At 65.1% G+C, this 13,835-nt stretch carries 9 protein-coding genes; 4 read left to right on the top strand and 5 right to left on the bottom strand.

The genetic code is table 11. From position 1 onward, the window contains the following. Window positions 1-84: 84 nt before the first annotated feature. Window positions 85-4,110, bottom strand: a complete 4,026-nt coding sequence (purL, locus tag FB597_RS17725) for a phosphoribosylformylglycinamidine synthase (protein ID WP_144770259.1) — start codon at window positions 4,108-4,110, stop codon at window positions 85-87. Window positions 4,111-4,494: 384 nt separating this feature from the next. Here purL and FB597_RS17720 point away from each other — a divergent pair, with 384 nt between their 5' ends. The 3 genes from FB597_RS17720 to FB597_RS17710 all read left to right on the top strand — a co-directional run bounded on the left by FB597_RS17720 (window position 4,495) and on the right by FB597_RS17710 (window position 8,535). Then, the gene (locus FB597_RS17720) at window positions 4,495-5,769 is read left to right on the top strand and encodes an FAD-dependent oxidoreductase (RefSeq protein ID WP_141915160.1); all 1,275 of its coding nucleotides are present in this window, start codon (window positions 4,495-4,497) and stop codon (window positions 5,767-5,769) included. A 293-nt stretch (window positions 5,770-6,062) separates the two neighbouring features. Then, the gene (locus tag FB597_RS17715; protein WP_141915162.1) at window positions 6,063-7,631 is read left to right on the top strand and encodes an NAD(P)H-hydrate dehydratase; all 1,569 of its coding nucleotides are present in this window, start codon (window positions 6,063-6,065) and stop codon (window positions 7,629-7,631) included. Next, the gene (locus FB597_RS17710; protein WP_141915165.1) at window positions 7,585-8,535 is read left to right on the top strand and encodes a DMT family transporter; all 951 of its coding nucleotides are present in this window, start codon (window positions 7,585-7,587) and stop codon (window positions 8,533-8,535) included. Before FB597_RS17715 ends, FB597_RS17710 begins: the two co-directional genes overlap by 47 nt. Window positions 8,536-8,544: 9 nt before the next feature. Here the strand turns inward: FB597_RS17710 and FB597_RS17705 are convergent, their stop codons facing one another. Next, window positions 8,545-9,276, bottom strand: a complete 732-nt coding sequence (locus FB597_RS17705; RefSeq protein WP_186442815.1) for an ABC transporter ATP-binding protein — start codon at window positions 9,274-9,276, stop codon at window positions 8,545-8,547. A gap of 22 nt (window positions 9,277-9,298) precedes the next feature. Here FB597_RS17705 and FB597_RS17700 point away from each other — a divergent pair, with 22 nt between their 5' ends. Beyond that, window positions 9,299-9,949, top strand: coding sequence for an arylesterase (locus FB597_RS17700; protein ID WP_304599192.1), 651 nt, complete (start codon window positions 9,299-9,301; stop codon window positions 9,947-9,949). A gap of 108 nt (window positions 9,950-10,057) precedes the next feature. Here FB597_RS17700 and FB597_RS17695 read toward each other — a convergent pair whose 3' ends face one another. From FB597_RS17695 to FB597_RS17685, 3 genes are all read right to left on the bottom strand, one after another. Then, window positions 10,058-10,777: a glutamine amidotransferase gene (locus FB597_RS17695; protein ID WP_141915170.1), complete on the bottom strand. Its 720-nt coding sequence runs from the start codon at window positions 10,775-10,777 to the stop codon at window positions 10,058-10,060. A gap of 328 nt (window positions 10,778-11,105) precedes the next feature. Then, window positions 11,106-13,028, bottom strand: a complete 1,923-nt coding sequence (locus tag FB597_RS17690; RefSeq protein WP_141915172.1) for a SurA N-terminal domain-containing protein — start codon at window positions 13,026-13,028, stop codon at window positions 11,106-11,108. A 240-nt stretch (window positions 13,029-13,268) separates the two neighbouring features. Further along, a complete protein-coding gene (locus FB597_RS17685) occupies window positions 13,269-13,793 on the bottom strand; it encodes a TonB family protein (RefSeq protein ID WP_141915174.1) in 525 nt (174 codons plus the stop codon). Window positions 13,794-13,835: the final 42 nt, after the last annotated feature.

Below are 13,835 nucleotides of genomic sequence, written 5' to 3'. Positions count from 1 at the left end.
AAAGCAAAAAGCGCAGTTCCTTTCGGAACTGCGCTTTTTTATTGCCCTATCGCGTCAACGGCCCGCCAGGCGGGCCGGCTAGGATTACCCCACCCACTTGCGCGCATTGCGGAACATGCGCATCCACGGCGAATCCTCGCCCCAGGATTCCGGGTGCCAGGACTGGGTGACGGTGCGGAACACGCGCTCGGCGTGCGGCATCAGCACCGTGAAGCGGCCGTCCGGCGTGGTCACCGAGGTGATGCCCTGCGGCGAACCGTTCGGGTTGTACGGATACGCCTCGGTCACGGCGCCCTTGTTGTCGACGTAGCGCATGGCGACGATGGCCTTGCTGATGTCGCCGGTCTGCGAGAAGTCGGCAAAGCCTTCGCCGTGGGCGGTGGCGATCGGCGCCTGGGTGCCGGCCATGCCCTGCATGAAGATCGACGGCGAATCCGCCACTTCCACGTTCACGAAACGCGCCTCGAACTGCTCGGACTTGTTGCGGGTGAACTTGGGCCAGTCTTGCGCGCCCGGGATCATCGACTTCAGGTTGCTCATCATCTGGCAGCCGTTGCAAATGCCCAGCGAGAAGGTGTCGCCACGCTGGAAGAAGCGCGAGAACTGCTCGGCCAGTTGCGCGTTGAACAGGATGGTCTTGGCCCAGCCCTCGCCCGCGCCCAGCACGTCGCCGTAGGAGAAGCCGCCGACGGCGATGAAGCCCTTGAAGTCGTCCAGCTTGGCGCGGTTGGCGATCAGGTCGCTCATGTGCACGTCGACCGCGGTGAAGCCGGCCTTGTGCATGGTGAAGGCGGTCTCGATGTGCGAGTTCACGCCCTGCTCGCGCAGGATCGCCACCTTGGGACGGGCGGCGGCGCCGATGTTGAGGAACGGCGCGGCGATGTCTTCCTGCGGATCGAACGTCAGCTTCGGGCTGATGCCGGGGTCGGCCGCGTCCAGGATGCGGTCGTATTCGGCGTCGGCGCAGACCGGGTTGTCGCGCAGGCGGGCGATGCGCCAGCTGGTTTCGCTCCAGGCGCGTTGCAGTTCGATGCGGGGCTGGCTGTAGATGTTCTTGGCGTCGCGCAGGAATTCCACCACGTCGCGCTCGTTAAGCTTGCCGATGATGTGGCTGCAGGCGCCCAGGTTGAAGCTGCGCAGCACGTTCATGACGTCCGACTTCTCTTCGGCGCGCACCTGGATCACCGCGCCCAGTTCCTCGTTGAACAGCGCGCGCAGCGTCAGTTCATTGCGGCGCTCGGCCACTTGCGTGGTCCAGTTCTTGGAGTCGCCCCAGTCGGCCGCATGCTCGCCTTCCATGGTCAGGATGTCGAGGTTGACCGAGATGCCGGTATGGCCGGCAAAGGCCATTTCCGCCAGCGTGGCGAACAGGCCGCCGTCGGAACGGTCGTGGTAGGCCAGCAGCTTGCCGTCGGCATTGAGTTGCTGGATGGCGTTGAAGAAACCCTTCAGGTCTTCGGCGCTGTCCACGTCCGGGGTTTCATTGCCGATCTGCTGCATGACTTGCGTGAGCGCCGAAGCGCCCATGCGGTTCTTGCCGCGGCCGAGGTCGATGACGATCAGCACGGTCTCGCCGCAATCCTTGCGCAGTTGCGGCGTCAGCACGCGGCGCACGTCCGTCGCCGGCGCAAAACCGGACACGATCAGCGACACCGGCGACGTCACCGACTTGGCGCCGGTGTCGTCGCTCCAGGTGCTGCGCATGGACAGCGAATCCTTGCCCACCGGGATCGACACGCCCAGCGCCGGGCACAGTTCCATGCCCACCGCCTTGACGGTGTCGAACAGCGCGGCATCCTGGCCGGGCTGGCCGCAGGCCGCCATCCAGTTGGCCGACAGCTTGATGTCGCCGATCGCGGCGATCGGGGCGGCGGCGATGTTGGTGATCGCCTCGCCCACCGCCATGCGGCCCGATGCGGGGGCATCGATCACGGCCAACGGGGTGCGCTCGCCCATGGCCATCGCCTCGCCCAGATAGCCTTCCAGGCCCATCGCGGTCACGGCGACGTCGGCCACCGGCACCTGCCAGGGACCGACCATCTGGTCGCGCACCGTCATGGCGCCCACGCTGCGGTCGCCAATGGTGATCAGGAACGACTTGTCAGCCACGGTCGGCAGGCGCAGCACGCGGTACGACACATCCACCAGGTCCATGCCGGTCAGGTCCACCGCCGGCAATTCCTTGGTTAAGCGCGTGACGTCGCGATGCATCTTGGGCGGCTTGCCCAGCAGCACGTCCATCGGCATGTCGACCGGGCTGTTGTTGTGCTCGGGATCGATCACTTTCAGCTGGCGCTCTTCGGTGGCGGTGCCGACCACGGCGAACGGCGAACGCTCGCGCTCGCACAGGTACCTGAACAGCTCCAGGTGCTCGGGCGCGATGGCCAGCACGTAACGCTCCTGGGATTCGTTGCTCCAGATTTCCTTGGGCGCCAGGCCGGACTCTTCCAGCGGCACCTTGCGCAGGTCGAACAGCGCGCCGCGCTTGGCGTCGTTGGTGATTTCGGGGAAGGCGTTGGACAGGCCGCCGGCGCCGACGTCGTGGATCGACAGGATCGGGTTCTCGTCGCCCAGTGCCCAGCAGGCGTTGATGACTTCCTGCGCGCGCCGTTCCATTTCCGGGTTGCCGCGCTGCACCGAGTCGAAGTCCAGGTCGGCGGTATTGACGCCGGTGGCCATCGACGAGGCAGCGCTGCCGCCCATGCCGATGCGCATGCCGGGGCCGCCCAGCTGGATCAGCAGGCTGCCCGCCGGCAGGTCGTTCTTCTTGGTGTGCTTGGCCGAGATGTTGCCCATGCCGCCGGCGATCATGATCGGCTTGTGGTAGCCCATCACCTCGCCGCCCACGTTCTGCTCGTAGGTGCGGAAGTAGCCGCCCAGGTTGGGACGGCCGAATTCGTTGTTGAACGCGGCGCCGCCCAGCGGGCCTTCGATCATGATCTGCAGCGGCGAGGCGATGCGCTCGGGCTTGCCGTAGATGCCGCCGTCGGCGCGGGGATCGCGCTCGGCCACGGGTTGCGCCACATCGCGCGCGTTTTCCCAGGGCTGCACGGCGTGCGTGACCATCAGGTTGGAGACGGTGAAACCGGTCAGGCCGGCCTTGGGCTTGGCGCCGCGCCCGGTAGCACCCTCGTCGCGGATTTCGCCGCCGGCGCCGGTGGAGGCGCCCGGGAACGGCGAGATCGCGGTCGGGTGGTTGTGGGTTTCCACCTTCATCAGGATGTGGGTCAGCTCTTCCGACGCCTCGTACACGTTGCCGCGGCCGGCGCCGCGCTGGTAGAAACGCGGCACTGTCGCGCCTTCGATGACCGAGGAGTTGTCGCTGTAGGCCACCACCGTGCCCTTGGGGTTCAGTTGATGGGTGTTCTTGATCATGCCGAACAGCGACTTGTCCTGGGCCGCGCCATCGATGGTCCAGTCGGCGTTGAAGATCTTGTGGCGGCAGTGTTCGCTGTTGGCCTGGGCGAACATCATCAGCTCAACATCGGTCGGGTTGCGCCGGGCCTTGGTGAAGGCGTCCACCAGGTAATCGATTTCGTCGTCCGACAAGGCCAGGCCCAGTTCGACGTTGGCGCGCTCCAGGGCGGCACGGCCGCCGCCGGTCACATCCACCGACTCCAGCGGCTTGGCCTGCAGTTCGGTAAACAGGCCGGCGGCTTGGTCCGGATGGCGCAATACGGTCTCGGTCATGCGGTCATGCAGCAGCGCCGCCACGGCCGGGATGCTGGCATCGGCCAGCTTCTTGGCGCCGCCCAGCAGGCCGCTCTTGACCTGGACGTGGTAGACGATACCGCGTTCGACGCGGTGGATATGGGCCATGCCGCAGTTGTGGACGATATCGGTGGCCTTGCTGGCCCAGGGCGAAATCGTGCCGAAGCGGGGAATGACGACGAAGGACTCGCCCTCGTCGCTGCCGTTGAACGGGTCGCCATAGGTCAGCAGGCCGTTCAGGCGCGCCTCGTCTTCCTTGGTCAGGGCGCCTGCGGCATCGACAAAATGCAGGAAACGGCCGGAAACGCCGGTAATGGCGGGATCGACAGCTTGCAGTTGGGACAGGAGGCGTTGGGTGCGGAAAGCGGAAAGGGCATTGGAGCCCGGCAGAATCAGCATGGCGAGGTCGAGGCAGTTGGCTTGAATCGGGAAAACTGGTGCTGGTGCGGCTTGTGGCCGACCCGTGGATCGTGCGCGCGTTTGTCAGCAAAGACCGAATTATACAGTGGACAAGGGTATTCGGCCCACTGAAAGCGGGCGCCTGCGGGCATCCGCGCTGTCATCGACACTTCCTGCCCATGCGTTGTCCCCAACAACACCCGCCGTTCCCGGAATCAGTCAAACAAGCCCCCCTTTGGTCGGAAACTTGCATGACATTCCGGCAATATCGGAGCGGCAAGAGCATTTCGAGGTATCATTCCGGCCGCATCGGAAACGCCGCCGCCAAGGCGGCCGCCCGATGGCGCTGACAACAGCGGCTGATCCGCCATTAAGACAGACAGAGTGAACAACACACATCGACAGATCGCCGTCATCGGCGGGGGACTTTCAGGGATTTGCAGCGCCTACTTCCTGGCCGCCAAGGGGTATGAGGTCGCCGTCATCGAACGGCGTGCCCATGTTGCCGAAGAAGCCACGTTCGGCAATTCCGGCCTGCTCGCGCCCGGCGCGGCCATGCCGCTGACCCTGCCCGGCGCCTTGGCCACCTTCGCCTGCCGTTTCCAGGAAGAACCGCGCGTGCTGCTGGCATCGGGAACCGACCTCAAGCGCAGCCGCTGGATGCGCCAGACGCGCCTGGCCCAGCAGCAGCGCCTGGCCGACAACAAGCTCCGGCTCACCCGCCTGTCGGCTTACGGCCTGGAACTCACACGCCAGTTGCAGGAACATTATGCGATGGAGCATGAAAACAGCAGCGGCGTATTCCATCTGTTCCGCACCCCGGCCGAGGCCGCGCGCATGGCGCCGTTGCAAGAAAGCGCGCAGCAATGCGAGATCCGGCACAAGACGCTCGACACCGCCGCGATCCGCCAGCTGGAACCGGCCTTCTCTTCCGAAGCCGCCCTGGCCGGCGCGCTGTATTACCCGGACGACATCGCCGGCAATTGCGTATTGTTCGCCAAGCAGATGCGCAACGCGGCCCAGGAACTGGGCGTGTCTTTCCATTTCGGCTCGACCGTCAAGTCGATCCAGCCTGAATTCGGCGCACGCGTGGCGCTGGAACTGGAGTCGCCGCACCTGGCCAGCCGCCTGACCATCGATGGCGTGGTGCTGGCCGCCGGCATGCAAACGGCCGAACTGCTGCGCCCGCTGGACACGCCGTTGCCGATGCGCGCCCTGCAAAGCTATTCGGCGCTGGTGCCGGTCAAGAACCCCGACGATGCGCCCGACATGGCGCTGTTCGACGACAGCTACAAGGTTGCCATGACGCGCCTGGGCAACCGCATCCGCATCACCGGCCTGCTCGGCTTTTTGCCGCCGTCGCAGGCGATCCCGCCCAAGGCGCTGCGCAACCTGCTCAAGATCGCGGGCGACTACTACCCGAACGCCGCCAATTACAACCAGGCGCACTTCTGGAGCAGCACGATCCCGCTCCTGCCCAGCGGCATGCCGCTGTTCGGCCCCACGCGCCACGGCAACGTTTTCGTCAACGTCGGCCACGGCATCGCCGGCTGGGCCGCCGCAGTCGGCTCGGCGCGCGCGCTGGCCGATATGGTCGCCGGCGAGCAGCCGGAAGTGGATCCGGCAGGCTTCCTGCCGCAGGATCTGGCGACGGCCTGACTTCTCCCCCACACCCGACGCCACCGCAATATCGTTCGGCCAAGTCCCTGCCGTAACTCGTCATCCCGGCGAACGCCGGGATCCAGTGTCTTTCATTGTGTCTCGACAGCCGTTGAACGACACTGGGCCCTGACTTTCGTCAGGGCGACGGCGTTTTACTTCGTCGTCGATTTTTTTCATCTGCCGGCGTGCAGCGCATTCTGCGCAATTGACTTAGAATGATTTCGAGGCACAGCCTCACCTCTGCAGTTCATCCCGATCACCGCAACACCAACGCATCAGCGATCACAGCCATGAGCGCGCTCTATTCTGTTGCCGAAATCCGCGAAATCGAGCAAACCGCCCTGTCCGGGCTCCCCTCCTATACCCTGATGCAGCGCGCCGGCGCGGCCGTGGCGGAATACGCGCAGCAACTGCTGTCGTCCACCACGCAATCCTCGCCCTCGGTGCTGGTCCTGGCCGGCCCCGGCAACAATGGCGGCGATGCGCTGGAAGCGGCCTGCATCCTGGAAGAAGCCGGCATCGAAGTCGCCGTGCAACTGCACGCCGACCAGGGCAAGCAGCCCGAGGATGCGCGCCGCGCGCTGGCGCGCGCCCGCGAAGCGGAAATCCAGTTCATCGACGACCTCACGCCGGCCGGCCTGCGCGGACAATCCTGGGCGCTGGTGATCGACGGCCTGTTCGGCATCGGCCTGGCGCGCGCGCCCACGAGCAAGCTGCGCGCCATCATCGACCATGTCAACGGCCTGCCCTGCCCGGTATTGTCCATCGACGTCCCCAGCGGGCTCAATGCCGACACCGGCAGCATCGTCGGGGGCGCCGATGGCGTGGCGGTCAATGCCACCCACACCATCACTTTCATCGGCGACAAGCCCGGCTTGCATACCTGCGAGGGCAAGGACCATAGCGGCCTCATCGCGCTGCAAGCGCTGGACATCGCCCCTGGCTGCTACCGGCCGACCCGCGCCTTCCTGAACGGGCCGGCGCATTTTGCGGCCTCCCTCAAGCCGCGCGCCAACAACTCGCACAAGGGCAGTTACGGCGACGTGATCGTCGTCGGCGGCGCGCGCGGCATGGCCGGAGCACCCGTGCTGGCGGCGCGCACCGCGGCGTTTGGCGGCGCCGGCCGGGTCTACCTGGCGTTTGTCGACGACGGGCCGGCCTACGACAGCATGCATCCGGAACTGATGTTCCGCGTCGCCGACCGCGTCGAATTCGGCGCCAGCGCGGCGCTGGTGGTCGGTCCCGGCATGGGCACCTCGCGCCACGCGCACGACATCCTGGCCCGCGCGCTCGACAGCCAGGCCGACATCGTGGTCGATGCCGATGCCCTCAACCTGATCTCGGCCGAACCGACCTTGCAGCACAAGCTGCACGACCGCCGCGGCGGCAGCGGGGAGATCGCCAGCATCATCACCCCGCATCCGCTGGAAGCCGCGCGCCTGCTCGACACCACGACCCAGAACATCCAGAACGACCGCCCCCAGGCCGCCCGCATGCTGGCGCGCCACTTCAATGCCATTACCGTGCTCAAGGGCGCCGGCACCGTGGTCGCCTTTCCCGATGGCGAGATGGTGATCAACCCGACCGGCAATCCGGCGCTCTCCACGGCCGGCACCGGCGACGTGCTGTCAGGCCTGTGCGGCGCGCTGCTGGCGCAAGGCTGGCCCCTGCGCGCCGCCGCGCTGGCCGCCACCTGGATCCACGGCGCCGCGGCCGACCGGCTGGTGGCGCAAGGCCTGGGCCCGGTCGGGCTGACTGCCAGCGAATTCATCCCGGCCATCCGAGCCGTGTTCAACAACATCATCCGAGACCATGTCCACCAGCGCCCTGCCGCAATTCCGAGTCGTACATACACCTAAGCTCTGGCTGGGGATCATCTTTCTGGTCACTGGTTTGTGGACGCTGTCCCTGCTGGACGCGGCCGGCAAGCTGCTGGCCATTTCCGGCTACCACGTGGTGATGATCGCGTGGATGCGCTACACCATCAACGTCCTGTTCATGGCGGCCACGATGGTGCCGCTCTACCAGAAACGCACCGGGCGCAGCATCTTCCGCTCCAACCGGCTGGGCCTGCAGATCGGCCGCGGCACCCTGCTGCTGGCGTCGACGCTGATCTTTTTCTCGGTATTGAAGGTCGTGCCGCTGGCCGAAGGCACAGCGATGAATTTCTGCGCGCCGCTGGTGGTGCTGGCGATCTCGCCGTGGCTGCTGGGGGAACGGGCGTATGTCTCGCGCTGGATCGCGGTGCTGGTCGGCTTTACCGGGATGCTGATCGTGATCCGCCCCGGCGGCGACATCCCGCCGCACGGCGTGGCGCTGGGCTTGCTGTCGGCCTGCACGATGGCGCTCATGTCCATCCTCAACCGCAAGGCCAACCAGGCCGACGACCCGATGGTGACGCTGTTCTACGGCGCGCTGATGGGCAGCGCGCTATCCACGCTGGCGGTGCCGTTCTTCTGGAGTTCGCATACGCCGGACCTGGTCGAATGGGCGATCCTGATTTCCACCGGCCTCACCGGCACCATCGGCCACTTCCTGCAGAACAACGCCTACCGCCACGCCGAGGCCTCGGTGCTCACACCCTTCTTCTACGCCCAGATCATCTCGGCATCCGGCATGGGCTGGCTGGTGTTCGGCCAGTTTCCCGACCACATCACTCTCATCGGCATCGCCATCATCTGCGCCAGCGGCATGGGCATCGCCTATGTCGAGCACAAGCGCGCGCATCCGCTGCCGCCGGCCGATCCGATGGAAGCGGTCTGAACCTCAGGTTCAGGCATTGCCGGCAAGGCGGCCGGCAGCGATGGTGATGGTACGCGCGCAGCGCGCGGCGATGGAATTGTCGTGCGTCACCAGCACCAGCGTGGAGCCGCGTTCCTGGTTCAGTTCGAACATCAGCTTGATCACCGATTCGCCGGTGGCGGCATCGAGGCTGCCGGTGGGCTCGTCGGCGAACAATAGCGGCGGCTCGGTGACGAAAGCGCGCGCCAGCGCCACGCGCTGCTGCTCGCCGCCGGAGAGGTATTTTGGATAATGCTTGAGACGGCTGCCCAGGCCCACGCGCGCCAGCATCCGTTCGGCCTTGGCGCGCGCCTCGCCGTCGCCGCGCAACTCCAGCGGCAGCATCACGTTTTCCAGCGCGTTGAGGTGACCCAGCAACTGGAAGGACTGGAACACGAAACCCAGCTTGCGCTTGCGCAGCGCCGCGCGGCCGTCTTCATCGAGGGCGAAGATGTCTGTGCCATCCAGCCGCACGGAACCTTTGCTGGGGGTATCCAGTCCAGCCAACAGGCCAAGCAGCGTGGATTTTCCGGAACCCGACGCGCCGACGATGGCCAGCGTGGTGCCGGAGGCCACGGTAAAATCGATGCCGGAAAGAATCGTGAGCTGGCCGAATTCGGCCGATGCATCGGCAACGCGTTTGGACAACTGAAGGACTTCAATGGCGGGAACAGCGGAAATGGCGACAGGATCGGCAGCAATGGCGGCAGCGGAATCGGGCATGCAGGGCATTCAGGCAAGAAGGATGGCGACATTCGCAGCGCGAACCGGCCTCAAGGCATGGTTGCGGCTGCTGGCGGGCATCGCCCTGATGCTGGCGGCGATGAGCGCCTATTCTGCCCCAAAAACCCTGCTCGTGCTCGGCGACAGCCTGTCGGCGGAATACGGACTGGCGCGCGGCACCGGATGGACCCGGCTGCTGGAGCAGCGCCTGCAGCAACACAAGGTCGATGCCGTGGTGATCAACTCCAGCATCAGCGGCGACACCACCATCGGCGGCAAGAATCGCCTGCCCTCGCTGCTGGAAAAGAACAAGCCCGATATCGTCGTGATCGAACTGGGCAGCAACGACGCCCTGCGCGGCCTGCAGCTCAACACCACGCAAGACAACCTGCAGGCCATGATGGACCTGGCGCGCCAGAGCAAGGCCAAGGTGCTGCTGGTGGGCATGCAGATCCCGCCCAACTACGGCGCCGACTACACGCGCCGCTTCACTGACATGTTCCAGCGCCTGGCCAGGCAGAACAAGGCGCCGCTGGTGCCCTTCTTCATGGATGGCATCGCCGCCAACATGGAGCTGTTCCAGGCCGACCGCATCCATCCCAACGAACAGGCGCAAACCATGCTGCTGGATAACGTCTGGCCGCATTTGAAGCCGCTGGTCGGATTGAAATAAGCGCCCTCATCGCCCCCGTTCGGGCGGCCCTGATTCGGGCTGGGCAGGCGCGCTCCCTTCGATACGCCGCCAGGCGGCACTCAGGGCGAACGGGCTTGGTTGAACCGCTCAGTGCCGCGCATACAGCGCCAGGAACCGGCGCAGCAAGCCGGTCGATTGCGGCGTTTCGCTGACTTTCTCGCACAGCGCCGCGGCGTCGATGCCGCAACCGCGATACACCTCGGCGTAGTAATTGAGGTGAGCCCGCACGAAATCCGGCGAGAATTCCGGGTGAAACTGGGTCGAATAGATGTTTTCCGCATGCTTGAGCATGTGGTGCGGATCCAGCGGCGAGCGCGCCATCACGACTGCTTCCGCCGGCGGGCGCAGCACCGACTGCATGTGCAGCATGTGCGCCGGGAAAGTGGTCGGCAGCTCGCCCAGCAAGGCATCCTTGCGGCAGCAGTCGTAGGTTTGCACATGCATGGTGCCGGCCGCGCGGCCGGCCGGGTTGTAGCCGACTTCGCCGCCGAAGGCATAGGTCAGCAACTGGTGGCCGTAGCAGATGCCGAACATCGGGGTCTGTTCCGCCGCCGCATCGCGCAGCCATTCGGCGGTGCGCTCGCTCCAGTCTTCCTTGTCGGTCACCATGGCGGGCGAACCGGTGATGAAGACGGCGCGGTAGGAACAGGGCGAGCGCAAGGCCTGCCCCTGGTACACGGTGACGGTTTCGGTTTCATGGTCGGCCAGTCCGGCGGCAGACTGGATCTGCTGCGCGTAGCCGCCATAGCTGCTCTTGAGGGTCTGGTTGGGATCGCCGGTTTGGATGATCAGGACTGGGGCTGGCATGGAAAACAGTAGTCGGCTATTCAATGGCAAAACATTGCATCGGAAGCATTCCCATCGGGCGATTCCTGATCATGCTACGGCAGCCGGATCACGCCGGGATGAGGCGAACTGCGCTCGGGATGGCAAGCGAAGCATGCTGAAAAATGCTGCGCTGCCTCAATAATGAAACAAAAAAGGCCGCTGGAGAAGCGGCCTGTATAAATTTTTTAGCTGATTGTCGCGCCCATGCACGGATATCATCGGCATGGGGCGCCGCAGGCGCGCCGCTTCACATCTGCGGTGCGTCCTGCGGCTTGGCTGCCTTATTTAGCGGCCTTATTTAGCGGCCTTATTTGGCGGCATCGTCGGCGCTGATCGCGGCGGCGCCCTTCAACAGCTTGGTCTTGGCCTTTTCGCGCAGGTAGCCGAGATAGGCCAGCGCTTCCTGCTGCGACAGCGCATTGGCGATCTGTTCCTGCTCGGCCTTGCGGCGCGCCGCATCCACGGTCTTGGGCTGCTCCACCTTGGTCACGCGGTAGATCTGGTAACCCATGCCCGGCATTTCCACGCCGGTGTAGGCCGGCAGCTTGGCGGCATCGACCTTCATGACGGCATTGAACGCCTCTTCGTTCCAGCCTTCGGCCTTCACGCGCGACACCACCTTGGCCTCGCTGAAGCCGGCGCCGTCATCCTTGGCCTGCAGTTCGGCCAGGCGGGCCTGGCCGGCCTTGGTGGCCAGCGCCTGCTCTTCCTGCTGCAGCACGGCCTTGTGCACGTCAGCCTTGACGTCCTCGAAGGCACGCACGGTCACCGGCGTGTACTGGCTGATGCGGCCGGCCACCAGCGTATTGGGGGCGACCTGCACGGCCTCGGAGTTGTGCCTGGACTTGATCACGTCGTCGGTAAACAGCGCCGCCAGGAACTTGGCATTGTTGTACGGCGCCGCGCCGGCCGCCGGGTTGGGCGCACGCGTGACGCCGGTGGCGGTCTGGATCTTCAGTTTGAGCTTGTCGGAAACCGCCTTGAGGCTGTCGCCGTTTTCGTAGACCAGGTTGTTGAACTGGTCGGCCAGCTCGGAATACTTCTTCGCCGCGATCTGCTTCTTGATCTCGCCGGCGATCTCATCCTTCACCGAGTCGAGCGGCTTGACCGACGCCGGCTTGATGCCGGTGACTTCGATCACGTGATAGCCGAAGTCCGACTCCACCGGATCGCTGATCTCGCCCTGCTTGAGGCCGAAAGCAGCATCTTCGAAAGGCTTGACCATCGCGCCGCGGCCGAAGAAGCCCAGGTCGCCGCCGTTCTCGGCCGAGCCCGGATCTTGCGAATTGGCCTTGGCCAGCTTGGCGAAATCGCCCGGATTCTTGCGCAGCTGGGCCACCAGGCCTGCCGCCTTGGCCTTGGCGGCCTCCTTGTCGGCGGCCGGCGCATCCTTCTTGACGGTGATCAGGATGTGGCTGGCGCGACGCTGTTCTTCGGTCGCATACAGCTTCTGGTTTTGCTCGTAGTAGGACTTGATGTCGTCATCGGTCACCTGCGACTGCGCGGCCACGGCGGCGCCATCGAGCACCACGTATTCGATGCTGGCCTGCTCCGGCGTTTCAAAACGCTTGCCGTTCTTGTCGTAGTAGGCCTTGAGCATCTCGTCGGTCACCTTGACCTGGGAGGCGTAGCTCTCCGGCTTGAAGTTGAGCATCTGCACCGTGCGTTCCTGGTCGTTCAGGTTCGACAGGTTGTCGGCCACGGTCTTGGGCGCGAATGCGGTGTTCTGGATCGCCGCATTCAACTGCTGCAGCGCCATTTCGCGGCGCAGGCTGGCCTCATAGCCCTTGGGAGTCATGCCCTGGGCCGCCAGCAGCACGCGGTATTGGTCGTTATCGAAGGTGCCGTCCGGTTTGGTCAGGCCCGGGATTTGCAGGATGCTTTGCTGCAGCGCCTGGTCAGGCACCACCAGCTTGCTGGCCGCCACTTCGGCGCCCAGCGCGCGCTGCGCGATCAGGTTGTCGAGGATGGCGCGGCGCGCCTCGGGGGTATCGAACAGCCTGGTGTCGAACCGATCGCCATAGGCCTGGCGCATGCGTTCGAGCTGCTGGCGATGCGCGGCATCCCACTCTTCCTTGGTAATGGTCTGTCCGGCCACCTTGGCCACGGCGCTGCCGCTGTCGGTCAGGCTGCTGTAGCCCTCCAGGCCGAAGAAAGCGAACGACGGGAAGATGAACAGCAGCAGCAGGAACTGCATCAGGCGCTGGTGGGTACGAATGAATTCAAACATGAATAGCCAATCAATAAACGATCCGGTCAATGAAGGTGCGCGCCCCTCGCTGTCTCGCGCCGGATTCGGTAATAAAAAAGGCGAACTCACGTTCGCCCTGGTCCGGCGGAGCGGGAAACCGCCAGGAAACGCTTCCTGCGGCAAGCCCTCAGGCGCACAACGCACTCAGTCGTGCACGCGCGACATTATACACATGCCCATCCCCGGCAACATCCCCGCACCGGTCGCGGATGCCTGCATTCATTCGCCCATCTGCGCCAGCGCCACGCTGCGCAACTGGAAGCGTCCGTCATTGTTGAACAGCCAACTTTCGGACAATTCGATGCGGCCGTGCCGCAGCAGCGCCTCCGGCGGCTTGGGGAACGGCGCCGTATTCTTCAGGCTGCCCAGCGCGCTGGCCTCGGCCTGCTTGTCGCGGTTGCTGCGCAGTATCTCGCTGTTGACAAGGTTGCCGTCGCGGTCGACCACATACTTGACCACGATCACCGAGCGCAGCAGCGCCTGCGGACGCTCGACATAGACGCTGGTGAAATTGACCTGCGAGATGCGCTTGGCCAGATCCTGCTTGTAGCCATCGGCGGTGGTGGCGGTCGAGGTGCCGTCCGCCGTGGTCTTTTTCTGTTCGATGATGGACCTGGCCAAGTCGTCGCGCTGCTGCTGCGTGCTCTCCGGCCCCGAACAGGCGGCCAGCAATGCCGCCACGCCGATCCTGGCCAGCGTCAGGCGGGACGGCCCGCGATATGCCAGTTTCCTTGTTTGACTCATATTCGTTCTCCCTGCACGTGCGCCGATGGCGGCTGGCAACAC

Source organism: Herbaspirillum sp. SJZ099, assembly GCF_007828355.1.
Taxonomy (GTDB): Bacteria; Pseudomonadota; Gammaproteobacteria; order Burkholderiales; family Burkholderiaceae_D; genus Herbaspirillum.
Note: the sequence above shows the minus strand (reverse complement) of the source record. Positions and strands in the feature narration are given on the sequence as shown.